The sequence below is a fragment of the Streptacidiphilus melanogenes genome (genome assembly GCF_000787835.1).
Lineage (GTDB): Bacteria > Actinomycetota > Actinomycetes > Streptomycetales > Streptomycetaceae > Streptacidiphilus > Streptacidiphilus melanogenes.
Genome location: NZ_BBPP01000028.1, coordinates 25,292 through 39,948 on the forward strand (window position 1 = coordinate 25,292; position 14,657 = coordinate 39,948).

Here is a 14,657-nt window from a genome sequence, read left to right on the forward strand (position 1 = left end):
GGGGAGGGCGCGTGGCGCGCGCAGCTGGTCAGAGGTTCGTTCTGCCGATCGTGCTGGTCGGCACGTTCATGGCAATCCTGGACGTGGCGATCGTCAACGTGGCGATCCCGTCCATACGCTCCGGCCTGAACGCCGGATTCGGCGCGGTGGAGCTGGTGGTGTCCGCGTACACCATCGCCTACGCCTCGCTGCTGGTGACCGGTGGGCGGCTCGGGGACATCCTCGGGCGCAAGCGGATGTTCGTCGCGGGCCTTCTCGTGTTCACCGCCGCCTCGGCGCTGTGCGGGGCGGCCCCGGACATCGCGGTGCTGGTGGTCGCGCGGGTGCTGCAGGGCGTGGGCGGCGCGATGCTCTACCCGCAGGTGCTGGCCATCATCCAGACCAGCTACCAGGGCGAGGCCCGGGGCCGCGCGCTCGGCGCCTTCGGCGCGGTGATCGGCATCGCCGCCATCGCCGGGCAGCTGATCGGCGGCGCGCTGCTGGCGATGGACCTGTTCGGCTGGACCTGGCGCCCGGTGTTCCTGGTCAACGTGCCGGTCGGCATCGTGGCGGCGGTGGCCGCGCTGGTGTGGCTGCCGGACGACCGTGACGAGAGCCGGACCCGGCTGGACCTCGGCGGCGCGGGCCTGGTGACGATGTTCCTGCTGCTGCTCTCGGTCCCGCTGCTGCTGGGCCGGGACCAGGGCTGGCCGCTGTGGCTGGTGCTGATGCTCGTCGCGGCGCTGCCGGTGGGCTGGGCGTTCCTGCGCTTCGAGAAGGCGGTGGCGGCCCGCGGGGGCCAGCCGCTGGTGCGGCTCGACCTGTTCCGCAACAAGGGGTTCGCCAGTGGCGTGCCGATCGCGGTGCTGTTCCAGCTGTCCTATGCGGGCTTCCTGTTCACTCTCGCCGTCTACCTGCAGACCGGGCTGGACTTCTCGCCCTTGAAGTCCGCGCTCGTCTACACCCCGAGCGCCGTCGGCTTCTTCTGCACCTCGCTGCTCGCGCCCCGGCTGGTGCCGGTGCTCGGCCGGCACGTGCTCGCGATCGGCTACGTGCTGGCTGCCTTCGGCCTGCTCGGCACGGCCGCCACGGCGGCCGCCGCAGGCACCTCACTGTCGGGCGGCGGTTCACTGGGAGTCTGGGCGCTGGCGCCGACCATGCTGCTGACCGGCATCGGGCAGGGCCTCGGCATGAGCCCGCTGGTCGGCACGATCCTCTCCAGCGTGCCGCCGCAGGACGCGGGCGGCGCCTCCGGCGTGGTCACCACCTCGATGCAGACGGGCAACGTGCTCGGCGTGGCCCTGTTCGGGCTGACCTACTTCACCCTGGTCGGCCAGGCGGCCCACGGCGCGGCCTACGCCACCGCGTTCGGCGAGCTGATGCCGCTCAGCGCAGTGCTGCTGCTGGCGGCCGCGTTCCTGGTGTACCGGATGCCGCAGGCGCCGGGGCAGCCCGCGAACGCCCTCGTCGAGCGGCTGCCGGGCTGGGCGGGCGGCTTCGCCTGGTCGATGTTCCTGGCCACCGGCGGCCGGGTGGGGGACCAGCTCTTCAACGAGCTGCTGACGCGGGTCCGCGGCCAGCGGCTGGACCGGGCGGGGCAGGCGCCGGAGCCGTTCGGGGAGTTCCTCGCGTTCCACTACCGCCACCAGGAGGACGCCGACGCGGCGTGGCTCGCCTACCTGCAGCGCGAGGCGCTCGCCTACGGCGACCGACCGATCCCGCACGAGGAGGAGCGCACGCCCGTCATCCTGGCGCAGATCGCCGAGATCGCCCGCCGGCAGGCCGCCGGGCGCCTCGACCCGGAGGTGGACCCGGCGCTGTTCCGGCTGATGTGCTTCGGCCTGGCCAGCTATCCGACGCTGCTGCCGCAGGTCACCCGGATGGCGACGGGTCTCTCCCCGCACGATCCCGAGTTCGTGGCACGCTGGGAGGAGTTCCTGGGTCGGATCGGCGCCCATCTGGAGGCCGTGCACGAACGGAGCTGACGCGGTCTATGCGCGAAGATCGGTCTCTGCTCTACTGACGGTTTCCGGCCGATTCCGGTCGGTTGTCAGCCTTCGCGAAGCGAGGTGGCGTCCGTTGTCCTCGACCGAGAGAGCCCTGACCGATCCCTCCACGCTGCAGCAGACCCATCCGGACGGCCGGGTGGCGCTGGCGCCGGGCGTGGTCCTCGACGATCCGCGGTTCGCCAACGGCGACCTGGCCCCCGTCCCCGTCGAGCGCCGCACCTGGCGCACGTACAACTACCTGGCGCTGTGGGTCGGCATGGCCCACTGCATCCCCTCGTGGACCCTGGCCTCCGGGCTGGTGGCGCTCGGCATGGACTGGAAGCAGGCCGTGCTGACCATCGCGCTGGCCAACCTGATCGTGCTCGGGCCCATGCTGCTGACCGGGCACGCGGGTACCAAGTACGGCATCCCGTTCCCGGTCTTCGCCCGCGCCTCCTTCGGGCTGCGCGGCGCGAACCTGCCCGCCCTGGTGCGGGCCGCGGTGGCCTGCTGCTGGTTCGGCATCCAGACCTGGATCGGCGGCGAGGGCATCTACCTGCTGGCCGGGAAGGTGCTGGGCCACGGCTGGCTGACGGCCGGTGAGATCGCGGGAACGCCGTGGACGCAGTGGCTCTCCTTCCTGCTCTTCTGGCTGATCGAGATCGCCGTCATCACCCGGGGCATGGAGACGCTGCGGCGGGTGGAGAACTGGGCCGCGCCGTTGGTCATCGTCGGCGCCCTGGCGCTGCTCGGCTTCATGGCGAACAAGGCCGGCGGCCTGGGTCCGCTGCTGGACCAGCCCTCCAAGCTGGGCTGGGGGAGCGACTTCTGGAAGGTCTTCTTCCCCGCGCTGATGGGCATGATCGGCTTCTGGTCGACGCTCTCCCTCAACATTCCCGACTTCACCCGCTTCGGCGGCAGCCAGAAGGCGCAGCTGTGGGGTCAGACCCTCGGACTGCCGACGACGATGACGCTCTTCGCCGTGCTGTCGGTGCTGGTGACCTCCGGCTCGCAGGCCGTCTACGGGGCGCCGATCTGGGACCCGATCGCGCTGAGCGCCAGGATGAGCAACGTCGCGGGCGCGCTGTTCGCGCTGCTGATCGTCATGGTGGCGACCCTGTCGGTGAACATCGCCGCCAACGTCGTCTCGCCCGCCTACGACCTGTCCAACCTGCTGCCGAAGTACATCAGCTTCCGCACCGGGGCGCTGATCACGGGCGTGGTCGGGATCGTCATCATGCCGTGGAAGCTGATCGCCAACCCGCACGTGTACATCTACACCTGGCTGGGCGTGGTCGGCGGCCTGCTCGGCACGGTCGCGGGCATCCTCATCGCCGACTACTGGCTGCTGCGCCGCACCCGGCTGCTCCTGGCCGACCTGTATCGCAAGGGCGGCCGCTACTGGTACACGGGCGGCTGGAACCTGCGCGCGGTGCTCGCCTTCCTCGTCGGCGGCCTGCTGGCCGTCGGCGGCTCCTACTCGACCGTCAGCGACGGCGTGAAGCAGGGGCCGTTCCCCGTCGACGGCCTGATCCCGCCCCTGAAGCCGCTGGCCGACTACGGCTGGGCCGTCGGCCTCGGCTCAGCGCTGGTGCTGTACCTGCTGCTGAGCCTCCCGGGCGGCCGCACCCGCGAGGACTGAACGCACCAGGTCCGAACGCACCGGGAACGCACGAGGCCCCCTCCCGCTCGGGAGGGGGCCTCTACCGCTGTGGCGGCGGCGTTACTGCAGTCGGATCAGCAGAGGATCGGTCCCCGGATCAGTGGTGGCCGTGACCGGCGGTGATCTCGGCGTGCTCCTCGGCCGTCGGCTTCGCGATCTGGCTCTGCGGGCCGAAGTAGCCGGCGGAGAGCTTCGCGCGGAGCTTGGCCACGGCGCCGACCTTGCGCTTGACGCCGTTCTCGTCGACCGCCGGCGGCAGCTGGGCCGGGGCCTGCTGCTCGTGCGCGGTGAGGCGGTACAGCTCCTCCTGCGGCAGCTGCGCGTGCACCTCGATGAACTCGCCGTGCGGCAGGCGCTTGATCGTGCCGGTCTCGCGACCGTGCAGGATCTTGTCCTTGTCCTTGCGCTGCAGGCCCATGCACCAACGCTTGGTCACCATGAAGGCGACGACCGGGCCGACGAAGAACAGGATGCGGCAGGTCCAGGTGATCGCGTCGATCGACATGTGCAGGTGCGTGGCGAACAGGTCGTTGCCACCACCGACGAGCAGGATCAGGTACTCGGCGATCCAGGCGACGCCGAGGCCGGTACGGACCGGGGCGTTGCGCGGGCGGTCGAGGATGTGGTGCTCGCGCTTGTCACCGGTGATCCAGCCCTCCAGGAAGGGGTAGATCGCGATGACGACGAACATCAGGCCGAAGACCACCAGCGGGATGAAGACGCCCAGCTCCAGGGTGTGACCCCAGGCGCGGATCTCCCAACCCGGCATGATGCGGATCAGGCCCTCGGAGAAGCCCATGTACCAGTCCGGCTGGGCGTCCGTGGACACCTGGTCGGGGCGGTAGGGGCCGTACGCCCAGATCGGGTTGACCGAGGCGATCGCCGAGACGAAGGCGATGACGCCGAAGACCAGGAAGAAGAAGCCACCGGCCTTGGCCATGTAGACCGGCATCAGCGGCATGCCGACGACGTTCTTCTCGGTGCGGCCGGGGCCCGCGAACTGCGTGTGCTTGTGGTAGAAGACCAGGATCAGGTGGGCCACCAGCAGGCCCAGCATGATGCCCGGGATCAGCAGCACGTGGATCGTGAAGAAGCGCGGGATGATGTCGTTGCCCGGGAACTGACCCCCGTACAGGAACATCTGCAGGTAGGTGCCGACCAGCGGCACCGACAGGATCGCGCCCTCCATGAAGCGGATACCCGTACCGGACAGCAGGTCGTCCGGGAGGGAGTAGCCCATGAAGCCGTCGAACATGCCCAGGAACAGCAGCAGGAAGCCGAACAGCCAGTTGATCTCACGCGGCTTGCGGAACGCGCCCGTGAAGAAGACGCGCATCATGTGCACCAGCATGGCCGCGACGAAGACGATCGCCGCCCAGTGGTGGATCTGACGGATCAGCAGGCCGCCACGGACGTCGAAGCTGATGTTCAGCGCCGACTCGTACGCCTCGGACATCTTGATGCCCTGGAGCGGCGTGTAGGAGCCGTGGTAGACGACCTCGCCCATGCTGGGCTGGAAGAACAGCGTCAGGTAGACGCCGGTCAGGATGATGATGATGAAGCTGTAGAGGCAGATCTCGCCCAGCATGAACGACCAGTGGTCCGGGAAGATCTTCCGGAGGTTGGCCTTGGCCAGGCTGTAGATGCCCAGGCGACCGTCCACCCAGTCGGCGGACTTCTCACCCAGGTGCTTCTGCTCGACGCCGGCCTCGCTGTGGCCGATCTGCTCCTCGTGGGAGTCGTCGTATGCGTGAGTGCTCATTCGCTGCGCTCCCAGAAGCCGGGGCCGACGGGAACAGTGAAGCCGTTGAGGGCCTCGAGGTTGCCGGTCGCGTCAACGCCGATCTGCAGCTGCGGCAGCGGGTGACCGGCCGGGCCGAAGATGACGCGGGCGCCGTCGGACAGGTCGAAGGTCGACTGGTGGCACGGGCAGAGGACGTGGTGCGTCTGCTGCTCGTACAGGCTGATCGGGCAACCGACATGGGTGCAGATCTTCGAGAACGCGAGCACGCCCTCGTAGCCCCAGGCGGCCGAGCTCTTGTCCTTGATGTCGCCCGGCTGCAGACGGACCAGCATGAGCGCGTCCTTGGCGATGCGGACCTGGAAGTCCTCGTCGTCCTCGGACAGGTCCTGCGGCATCGCGAAGGTCAGCGAACCGACCTCCACATCGGAGGCCTTGATGGGCTCACCGGTGTTCATGTTCTTCAGGAGCATGCCGGCCTTCCAGCCGGTCGTGTCCAGCTTCTTCTCCGGCAGCGGACCGAGGTCGCGGAAGAGCACGACCGCGGAGAGCGGGACCATCGCCATGGCGCCGATCATCGTGTTGCGGATCAGCTTGCGACGGCCGAAGCCCGACTCCTTGGTGCCCTGGCGGAAGTCGGCGAAGACCTGCTCGCGGACCTCGGGGGTCGACTCGATCGGGTGACGCTCGGCGATGTGCTCCTCGTCCGACATCAGCGTGCGGGCCCAGTGGACCGCGCCCGCGCCGATGGCGAAGAGCGAGATGCCGAGGGTGACGCCGAGCGCGAAGTTCAGCGGGGAGACGTCGCCGACCGGCCAGACGTAGACGTGGTGCGTCGGTCCCGGCTTGAAGATGACGTAGCTGGCGATGAAGCCGACAGTCGCCAGCATCGACAGCAGGAACCACGTCGCGACCTGGCGCTCCGCACGGCGGGCGGCCTTCTCGTCGATGTCGGTACGGCGGTGCTCGTGGGGCGGCAGGCCCGGGTCGGCGAAGTATCCGTCCTTGCTGACGACGGGTCCGCCCCCGTGGCCGTGCGTGGCCTCCGGCAGGTGTTCTTCAGACATGTTGTCCTGGCTCGTCATGACTTCTTGGCCTTGGGGGTGCGGGCGGCGATCCAGATCGCGGTGCCGATCAGGGCGCCCAGCGCGAAGATCCACCCGAAGAGACCCTCGGAGACCGGGCCGATCGCGCCCAGGGTCATACCGCCGTAGCTCGGGTTGGTGTCGCTGTTCGTCGCGTGCTGGACGTAAGCGATGATGTCCTTCTTCTGCTGCTCCGGCATGGTGGAGTTGGGGAAGGACGGCATGTTCTGCGGGCCGGTCAGCATGGCCTCGTAGATGTGCTTGGCGCTGACGCCAGCGAGGCTCGGCGCGTACTTGCCCTCGCTGAGGGCGCCGCCGGCGCCGGCGAAGTTGTGGCACTGCGCGCAGTTGGTGCGGAAGAGCTCGCCACCCGCGGCGACGTTTCCGCCGGAGTACTGGTCCTGGGTCGGGATGACCGGGCCGGCGCCGAGCGTGGCGACAAAGGCCGCCATCTGGTCGATCTGGGCCTGGTTGTAGATGACCTTCTTGCTCGGGACCTGCGCGCCGGGCTGCTGCGCGGGCATGCGGCCCGTGCCGACCTGGAAGTCGACGGCCGCGGAGCCGACGCCCACCAGGGACGGGCCGAGGTTGGTGCCTTCGCCGTTCAGACCGTGGCAGCTGGCACAGCCGACCTGGAACAGCCGCTTGCCCTCCTCGACCTGGAGGGACTGGCTGGCATCGGCCGAGGCGCTGCTGGTCGGCGCGAGCGCCGCCCACAGCCCCCCGGTGAGCGCCAGGGCGAAGATGAGGACGACGAGCGCTGCCAGCGGGTGGCGCCGTCGTGCGGAGAGCTTTTTCACGGAATAAACCCCGGTGTGAGGATCTGGAGCGTCTGGAGAGTCCGGTAGACCGTCCCTGACGGTCCGACCCTGCTACTTGATCAGATAGATGGTCGCGAAGAGGCCGATCCAGACCACGTCGACGAAGTGCCAGTAGTAGGACACGACGATCGCCGCGGTCGCCTGCTCGTGAGTGAACCTCTTGGCCGCGTAGGTCCGGCCGAGGACCAGCAGGAACGCGATCAGACCACCCGTCACGTGCATCCCGTGGAAGCCGGTGGTGAGGTAGAACACCGAGCCGTAGGGCGAGGACGACAGCGAGAGGCCGTCGTGCTTCACCAGCTCCGTGTACTCGTAGATCTGACCGCCGATGAACATCGCGCCCATGATGAAGGTCACGATGAACCAGGCCCGGAGCTTCTTCACGTCGCCGCGCTCGGCGGCGAAGACACCCATCTGGCAGGTGAACGAGGAGAGCACCAGGATCGTGGTGTTCACGGAGGAGAAGGGAACGTTCAGCGCGTCGTTCTGCGAGTGCCAGAAGGCGGTACCCGTCACCGAACGAAGCGTGAAGTACATCGCGAAGAGGGCCGCGAAGAACATCAGCTCGGAACTCAGCCAGACGATGGTTCCGACGCTGGTGAGGTTCGGCCGGTTGACCGAACCGTGCGCGTGCCCGGTTTCTACTGCAGTTGCTGTCGCCACGACCGACATTATGTCGGTCCCTTATTCCGCACTAACGCCGGGGGGTCTTCCTCGGTGTGTCTGGGGTGTGACGTACCCTCCGACGCCGCGTCCGGCCAGGTCGGAGCGGGCGCGCCACACCGCCGGGCGACCCGGTGTCGCCCGAAGTGGTGAAGCAGGTGCCGCTGTCCGGACCTTCCTATCAGAGATCGTCGTTCACCCGGTGTTGTGGCGCGCGGGACGCGAGTAGCATCCGAACCGAGCACCGCGCAGTGGTCCACGTCTCATATCCGGGCGAGCACCGTCCCTCAAGGGAGCGTACGAGCGATGGCACTGAACATCCTTGTCTACAGCGACGACCGCAACACCCGGGAGCAGGTCCGCCTGGCCCTGGGCAAGCGGCCGGACGCGGAGCTGCCGGAGCTCGCCTACCTGGAGTGCGCGACGGCCCCGGCCGTGGTCCGGGCCTTGGACGAGTACGAGAAGGGCTCCCGCCGGATCGACCTGCTGGTGCTGGACGGCGAGGCGGTGCCGCTGGGCGGCATGGGTCTGACCCGCCAGCTCAAGGAGGAGATCTACCAGTGCCCGCCGGTGCTGGTGCTGATCGGCCGCCCCCAGGACTCCTGGCTCGCCACGTGGAGCCACGCCGACGCGGCGGTCCCCGCCCCGATCGACCCGGTCGCCCTCGTCGGCGCGGCCACCGCGCTGCTGCGCGGACGCGCGGGCCTGGCCGCCTGAGGGTCCGGCTGCCCCAAGGATCCGGCCGCCTGAGAAATCTTGCGGCGTGAGATGTGTCGTCCTCCCCCCTGTCCCGCTCGATAGGCTGGGGTCGTCTTGATCGACCCCGGCCTTCGAGAGGCGACAGTCATGGTGCACTCCACTCCTGCGTTCGGCGGCGACGACCCCGCGCGGGTGCGCACCTGGCCGGACGTCCTGATGCCGCTGCTCTCCGGTGAGAACCTGACGGCGGACGACACCGCCTGGGCGATGGACCAGATCTTCTCCGGCGAGGCGACCCCCGCCCAGGTGGCCGGCTTCATGGTCGCCATGCGGGCCAAGGGCGAGACGGTCGAGGAGGTCTCCGGCCTGGTCGACGCGATGTACGCGCACGCGACGGTGATCGAGGTCCCCGGTCCGGCGGTGGACATCGTCGGCACCGGAGGCGACCGCGCCAAGACCGTCAACATCTCCACCATGTCCGCGATCGTCGCGGCGGGCGCGGGCGCGCGGATCGCCAAGCACGGCAACCGTGCGGCGTCCAGCGCGAGCGGCGCGACCGACGTGCTGGAGAAGCTCGGCGTCAACCTGGCGCTGACGCCGCGTCGGGTCGCGGAGGTCGCCGTCGAGACGGGCATCACCTACTGCCCGGCCCCCGTCTTCCACCCCTCCATGCGCCACGCGGCGACGGCGCGCGGGGATCTGCGCATCCCGACCTTCTTCAACCTGCTCGGCCCGCTCACCAACCCGGCCCGGGTCGGCGCGAACGCGGTCGGCTGCTTCGACCCGCGCATGGCCGGCCTGATCGCCGGCGTCCTGGCACGCCGCGGCAACTCCTCGCTGGTCTTCCGCGGCGACGACGGCCTCGACGAGCTGACCATCACCACGACCTCGACGGTCTGGCGGGTGCGCGACGGCGAGGTCGAGCGCTTCTCCTTCGACCCGCGCGACGTCGGCATCGCCCTCGCCCCCATCGAGGCGCTGCGCGGCGCGGACCCCGCGTACAACGCGGAGGTGGCCCGCCGCGTCCTCGCGGGCGAGCGCGGACCGGTCCGCGACGCGGTCGTGCTGAACAGCGCGTCCGCGCTGGTGGCCCTCGCCCCGACGGACGCGCCCTTCGTCGACCAGATGCGCGCCGCGATGGACCGTACGGCGGAGTCCCTCGACTCGGGCGCGGCGGAGCGCAAGCTCGCGGAGTGGTCGAAGGCGACGCAGGCGTAGGCCCCCCGGGGGCGCGAGGCCGCACATCAGCCGAGCCCCGCGCCCCTGGCGGTTTCTCACATGCCGGACCGGTTCTCGTCCACCCCATGAGCCTTCTGGCATACTCCTGTTCAGGTCACGAGTGACAGCACGCGGAGCGATGGTTCCGCTGAAGCCCCGGCTCGCTGTCCGGCAACCCTCCGACCGTGGTGGGGTGCCTCCGGGTGACGACCAGGCCTGCGGCGAGGTGCCGCCAGGCAAGCGCGTGTCCTCCGAGGAGTTCTCCCGTGCAGAAGCGAATGCGGTAGAGGCCGTCCAGGCCTCCACATCTCCGTACACCCATGCCCCGTGAGCAGGGGCTGTTTCGCCATACCCATGTGCAGCCTCCGGAGGTACCGCCATGTCTGTCGTCGCCCGTAATGTCACTGTTTGCTCCCCTCTCCCCGTCCTCGGCAGCGGCGTCGAGGTGCCGCTCGTCAGCGGCGAGAAGGTCACCTACGCCGCGCTCGACTACGCCGCCAGCGCGCCCGCGCTCCAGCGCGTGTGGGACGACGTCGCCGCCTACGCGCCGTACTACGGCAGCGTGCACCGCGGGGCGGGGTACCTCTCGCAGCTGTCCACCGACCTGTTCGAGCAGAGCCGCGCGACCGTCGCCGAGTTCCTGGACCTGCGCGAGGACGACCAGGTCGTCTTCACCCGGGCGACCACCGACTCACTGAACCTGCTGGCCGGCGTGCTGCCGAGCGGCACGCGGGTCTTCGCGTTCGAGACCGAGCACCACGCGTCCCTGCTGCCCTGGCCGGGCCGCGGGTTGGAGGTCGCGTACCTGCGCGCGCCGCGCTCCCCGCACGAGGCCGTCGCCGCGCTGGACGCCGCGCTGACCGCGGCGGGTGAGGGGCCGAAGCTGGTCTGCGTGACCGGCGCGTCCAACGTGACGGGGGAGATCTGGCCGGTCGCCGAGCTCGCCGCCGTCGCCCACGCGCACGGCGCGCGCATCGTGCTGGACGCGGCCCAGCTCGCGCCGCACCACCGGGTCTCCGTGCGGGAGTTGGACGTGGACTGGGTGGCCTTCTCCGGGCACAAGCTGTACGCGCCGTTCGGCGCGGGTGTGCTGGCGGGGCGGGCGGACTGGCTGGACGAGGCCGAGCCGTACCTGGCGGGCGGCGGCGCGAGCCGCACCGTCGCGCGGAAGACGGACGGCTCGGTGGCCGTCGAGTGGCACCGGGGCCCGGCGCGGCACGAGGCCGGCTCGCCGAACGTCATCGGCGCCTACGCGATCGCCTCCGCCTGCCGGGCGCTGGCGGAGGCGGGGCTGGACTCCCTGCACGCGCGTGAGCAGCTGCTGATCGAGCGGCTGCGCGCGGGGCTCGCCGAGGTCCCCGAGGTGCGGGTGCTGACGCTGTTCGGGGAGGACCACCCGCGGGTGGGTGTGCTCTCCTTCGTGGTGCAGGGCTGGAACAGCTCGCACTTCGCCGCGGCGCTCTCGGCCGAGTACGGCATCGGGGTGCGCGACGGGCTGTTCTGCGCGCACCCGCTGGTCCGCACGCTGCTCGGCGGCGAGGAGACGGCGCCCGGCGAGTGCGGCGCGCCGGAGCCGTCGCTGCCGGGGGAGCGCAGCCTGAACGCGATCCGGGTGAGCTTCGGCGCGGGCACGCCGGAGGAGCACGTGGACCGGTTCCTGGCGGCGGTGCGGGAGCTGGTCGGCAACGGCTCGGCGTGGTCCTACCGCACCGAGGGCGGCCGCTGCGTGCCGGACACCCGCCGCTGAGCCGTGCCGTGGGGCCGAGCCGTGCCGCGCGCTCAGTCGTCCAGGCCGATGGCGAACGCCGCGTCGAGGTCGTGCTTGGAGTACGTGCGGAAGGCCACGTGGGTCTCCGTGTGCTCCACGCCGGGCACCTTGTTGACCTGACCGGGGATCACATCGGCCAGCTCCTCGTGGGCGCGGACGCGCACGATCGCAATCAGGTCCCACCCGCCGGTGACGGAGTAGACCTCGGTGACGCTCTCCAGGGCGGCGATCTGCTCGGCGATCTCGGGGATCCGGTCGACGCTGGTCTTGACGAGCACGATGGCGGTGATCACGGAGTCTCCTGTCGGCGGGGGCATGCGGTGACCATGCTAGGCGAGCCAGAACCCGAGCCCGGCGATTCCTGCCCCGATGAGCAGGACCAGCAGGCCGGGCACGTGGTTGGCCGGCTTCGTCGCCACCTTGCCGAGCTTCACGGCGAGGACGAGCCCGCAGCCCGCCAGCAGCAGGCCCAGCGCGATCAGCGGAACGCCGACGAGCAGGCCCCAGTGCATGCTGCCGTGGCCGCCGCCGCCCTGCGGAGGGATGCTTCCGCCCGCGAGCGGCCACGTCGAGGAGGGGAGGGTGCTCACTGGCCGGGCTCCTCTCCTGCGAGCTTCTGCTGTTCCTGCTGAAGGTTCTGCAGGTCCGACTCGACTCCCGAGCCGGCGTTGTAGACAGCCGTGTTGTCGCCGGTGCCGGCCGAGAAGGCGAACGCGGAGTCGAGGCGCTTCCCCTGCTCGCTCAGGTTGGCGCCGCCGAAGCTGCCCTTCTCCTTGAGGCCGTTCAGCTTGTCGTCGATGCGTGAGTTGCCGTAGGCGCCGGTGACCCCGGCGGTGACGAGGTCCTCGGTGACGCCGGTCGCGTCCTTGCCCTGCTGCTGGTTGGGGTGGAGGTAGTCGTCCAGGCCGGTGCCGGAGATATTGCCCAGGGCGCCGTTGGTCAGGTTGCTGAGCTTGCCGCCGTCCCCGGTCAGGAAGTCGCCGACCTTGCCCGACACGCCCGGTGATGCGGCGATGCCACCGGTCAGGCCGGCGAAGGCGGCCGAGCCGCCGGCCTCGACGGCGCCGTCCTTCGCGTCGGCGCTCACGTCGACCTTCTGGCCGGAGAGCGCCTGGTTCATCATCATGCTGCCGGTGTCCGCGACGAAGTTGCCGGCGAAGGACTCGCCCGCGGAGCGCAGCGCCGAGCCCGAGATCTTGGCGAAGGCGGTGAGCACCTTCGTCAGCGTGGCCGCGCCCTCCTCGGTGAGCTCGAACAGCTCGCTCAGCACCTCGGACACCTTCTCCGCGGCCCGGGTGAACTGCGCGACCAGGTCGATGATCTTGGCGACCCGGGCGGCGACGGCGGTGTTGGCCACCACGTCGGACAGAAAGCCGGTGAAGAAGGAGAGCGCTGCTCCCGCGATCTCCATCTCCGCGATCTGCACGCAGATGTCGACGATGGAGAGGTTGATCGAGTCGATCTCGCCCGCGTACGTGCGCAGGCCGTCGGCAACCTTGTGCAGGTTGGCCGCGAAGTCGTCCAGGGTGCTGACCTGCTGCTGCCAGTGCTGGTCGAAGGCCTGGCGTGCGGGGCCCGACCACTCGTTCGGACCGGTCGACGCGACCTGCCCGTCGAGCGCCCGCACCCGGTTGGTCAGGTCGGTGGCGATGCCGTCCCAGTCGGAGGCTATGGAGCGCAGGACGTCCCCGTCGCCTCCGGGCAGCTCGACTCCGAAGGCCTGAAGGACCTTCAGCACCACGCCGTCGATGGCGCCGTTGATGCTCATGTGTGGATTCCCCCGAATCTCAGAAACTCTGGTGCACCCGCGAGAACTGCTGCCGGACCTGCTCCTCGTTCTCGACGTAGGTCTGCGCGGTCTGCCCCAGTTGCTCGGCGTCGCCCTCCAGCATCTCCGCGACCTTGCCGAGCGCGTTGAGCGTGCTGGTCAGCAGGCTCGCATACTGGCTCGAGGCGCCGTCGCAGACGCCGAGGACGCCGAAGGCCTCGCCGATCTGGCCCGCGGCCCGGCCGAAGGAGATCGCGTCCCCCGGCAGGGAGGTCGCCTCATGGTGGAAGTCCCCGGCGAGGGCCTTGAGGGCACCGGGGTTGGTCTCGAACTGTTGGTCACTCATCTGTCTTTGCTCCCCGTGGCTTGACGCCCGGGAGCCTAACAGCGGAGCGCCCCGCGCCTCGCCGGTGCCCCGGACGGCGCCACAGCAGCCAGGCGAAGACGAAGCCCCCGGCGAAGCCGATCAGGTGGGCGGCGTAGGCGACGCCCGGCACGGTCGGGTCGGTGGCCGGGACGGAGAGCCACTGGACGGCGAACCAGAAGCCGAGGACCAGCCAGGCGGGGAAGCGCAGCGGCAGGAAGAGCAGCAGCGGGATCAGGCTGGTGACGCGGGCCCGCGGGTACAGGCACAGGTACGCCCCGAGCACCCCGGCGATCGCGCCGGAGGCGCCGACGAGGGTCTGCGTCGCGCCCGGACTGCCGGACTCGAAGACGGCGTAGCCGTAGGTGGCGAGGTAGCCGACGGCCACATAGAAGAGGAGGAAGGCCAGCGGGCCGATCCGGCGTTCCACCATCGCGCCGAAGACGAAGAGGAAGAGCATGTTGCCCGCCAGGTGGAGCCAGCCGCCGTGGACGAACATGGCGGTCAGCACCGACAGCGCCGGGATCTTCGGCAGCCCGCCGGCGACCGCGCAGTGGTGCAGCTGCGCCGCCTTCGCGGGCAGCGGCGCGCCTCCGAGCAGCTCGGCCGGGATGACGCCCCACTGGCGGTAGTAGAGCGTCTGCGCGCAGACGCGGCCCGCGCCGGAGCCGTAGAAGGGGTCGAGGCCGGAGACCGGGCCGATGAGGAAGACGACCACGCACAGCGCGATGAGCGAGCAGGTCACCAGCGGCAGGTAGGGCACAGGGCGGGGGACGCGGGTCGAGGGCTCCGGGGCCGCAAGGGTCACCATGGGCAAAGCATTCCTATCCGGGATCAATCTGACACCCACGCGCTGGAGCGTGTGGGGGACCGTGCCGAGCCGGGCCGGGAGGCCCTAGG

Annotated in this window: 14 protein-coding genes and 1 riboswitch; of the genes, 5 read left to right on the forward strand and 9 right to left on the reverse strand. The window is 70.2% G+C overall.

Going from position 1 to position 14,657, the window contains the following annotated elements; all coding sequences use genetic code 11:
- The first annotated feature begins 11 nt into the window (after positions 1 to 11).
- The gene (locus tag TR49_RS25905) at positions 12 to 1,964 is read left to right on the forward strand and encodes an MFS transporter (protein ID WP_052434637.1); all 1,953 of its coding nucleotides are present in this window, start codon (positions 12 to 14) and stop codon (positions 1,962 to 1,964) included.
- Between the two features lie 94 nt (positions 1,965 to 2,058).
- Positions 2,059 to 3,609 carry an NCS1 family nucleobase:cation symporter-1 gene (locus TR49_RS25910; protein ID WP_236653527.1) on the forward strand — a complete coding sequence of 517 codons (1,551 nt, stop codon included), beginning with the start codon at positions 2,059 to 2,061 and terminating at the stop codon, positions 3,607 to 3,609.
- Between the two features lie 118 nt (positions 3,610 to 3,727).
- Here the strand turns inward: TR49_RS25910 and qcrB are convergent, their stop codons facing one another.
- From qcrB to ctaE, 4 genes are all read right to left on the reverse strand, one after another.
- Positions 3,728 to 5,392 (reverse strand): cytochrome bc1 complex cytochrome b subunit, encoded by a 1,665-nt coding sequence (gene qcrB / locus TR49_RS25915; protein WP_042385935.1) that lies wholly within the window; start codon positions 5,390 to 5,392, stop codon positions 3,728 to 3,730.
- Positions 5,389 to 6,456: a cytochrome bc1 complex Rieske iron-sulfur subunit gene (gene qcrA, locus TR49_RS25920; RefSeq protein ID WP_042385938.1), complete on the reverse strand. Its 1,068-nt coding sequence runs from the start codon at positions 6,454 to 6,456 to the stop codon at positions 5,389 to 5,391. Before qcrA ends, qcrB begins: the two co-directional genes overlap by 4 nt.
- Complete coding sequence (gene qcrC, locus TR49_RS25925) at positions 6,453 to 7,256, reverse strand: cytochrome bc1 complex diheme cytochrome c subunit (protein WP_042385944.1); 804 nt, start codon at positions 7,254 to 7,256, stop codon at positions 6,453 to 6,455. The genes qcrA and qcrC overlap by 4 nt, the downstream gene beginning before the upstream one ends.
- 72 nt (positions 7,257 to 7,328) lie before the next feature.
- Positions 7,329 to 7,949: an aa3-type cytochrome oxidase subunit III gene (gene ctaE / locus TR49_RS25930; RefSeq protein WP_042369137.1), complete on the reverse strand. Its 621-nt coding sequence runs from the start codon at positions 7,947 to 7,949 to the stop codon at positions 7,329 to 7,331.
- A 297-nt stretch (positions 7,950 to 8,246) separates the two neighbouring features.
- Between ctaE and TR49_RS25935 the strand changes: the two genes are divergently transcribed.
- The 3 genes from TR49_RS25935 to TR49_RS25945 all read left to right on the forward strand — a co-directional run bounded on the left by TR49_RS25935 (position 8,247) and on the right by TR49_RS25945 (position 11,604).
- Positions 8,247 to 8,657 (forward strand): response regulator transcription factor, encoded by a 411-nt coding sequence (locus tag TR49_RS25935; RefSeq protein ID WP_042385946.1) that lies wholly within the window; start codon positions 8,247 to 8,249, stop codon positions 8,655 to 8,657.
- Positions 8,658 to 8,786: 129 nt separating this feature from the next.
- The gene (trpD, locus tag TR49_RS25940; protein WP_042385948.1) at positions 8,787 to 9,857 is read left to right on the forward strand and encodes an anthranilate phosphoribosyltransferase; all 1,071 of its coding nucleotides are present in this window, start codon (positions 8,787 to 8,789) and stop codon (positions 9,855 to 9,857) included.
- 113 nt (positions 9,858 to 9,970) lie between these two features.
- A riboswitch (SAM riboswitch) is annotated at positions 9,971 to 10,106 on the forward strand.
- Positions 10,107 to 10,236: 130 nt separating this feature from the next.
- Entirely contained in the window at positions 10,237 to 11,604 is a 1,368-nt protein-coding gene (locus tag TR49_RS25945) for an aminotransferase class V-fold PLP-dependent enzyme (protein ID WP_042385951.1), read from the forward strand.
- A gap of 32 nt (positions 11,605 to 11,636) precedes the next feature.
- On the opposite strand, the gene TR49_RS25950 is transcribed toward TR49_RS25945, so the two are convergent.
- From TR49_RS25950 to TR49_RS25970, 5 genes are read right to left on the reverse strand one after another with little or no spacing between them, the layout of a single operon-like run.
- Positions 11,637 to 11,918, reverse strand: coding sequence for an Lrp/AsnC family transcriptional regulator (locus TR49_RS25950; RefSeq protein ID WP_042385955.1), 282 nt, complete (start codon positions 11,916 to 11,918; stop codon positions 11,637 to 11,639).
- 36 nt (positions 11,919 to 11,954) lie between these two features.
- A complete protein-coding gene (locus tag TR49_RS25955; RefSeq protein ID WP_042385958.1) occupies positions 11,955 to 12,215 on the reverse strand; it encodes a hypothetical protein in 261 nt (86 codons plus the stop codon).
- Positions 12,212 to 13,393: a WXG100 family type VII secretion target gene (locus tag TR49_RS25960; protein WP_042385963.1), complete on the reverse strand. Its 1,182-nt coding sequence runs from the start codon at positions 13,391 to 13,393 to the stop codon at positions 12,212 to 12,214. Before TR49_RS25960 ends, TR49_RS25955 begins: the two co-directional genes overlap by 4 nt.
- A gap of 19 nt (positions 13,394 to 13,412) precedes the next feature.
- Positions 13,413 to 13,739: a WXG100 family type VII secretion target gene (locus TR49_RS25965; RefSeq protein ID WP_042385965.1), complete on the reverse strand. Its 327-nt coding sequence runs from the start codon at positions 13,737 to 13,739 to the stop codon at positions 13,413 to 13,415.
- Positions 13,732 to 14,568, reverse strand: a complete 837-nt coding sequence (locus TR49_RS25970; protein WP_042385967.1) for a rhomboid family intramembrane serine protease — start codon at positions 14,566 to 14,568, stop codon at positions 13,732 to 13,734. The genes TR49_RS25965 and TR49_RS25970 overlap by 8 nt, the downstream gene beginning before the upstream one ends.
- Positions 14,569 to 14,657: the final 89 nt, after the last annotated feature.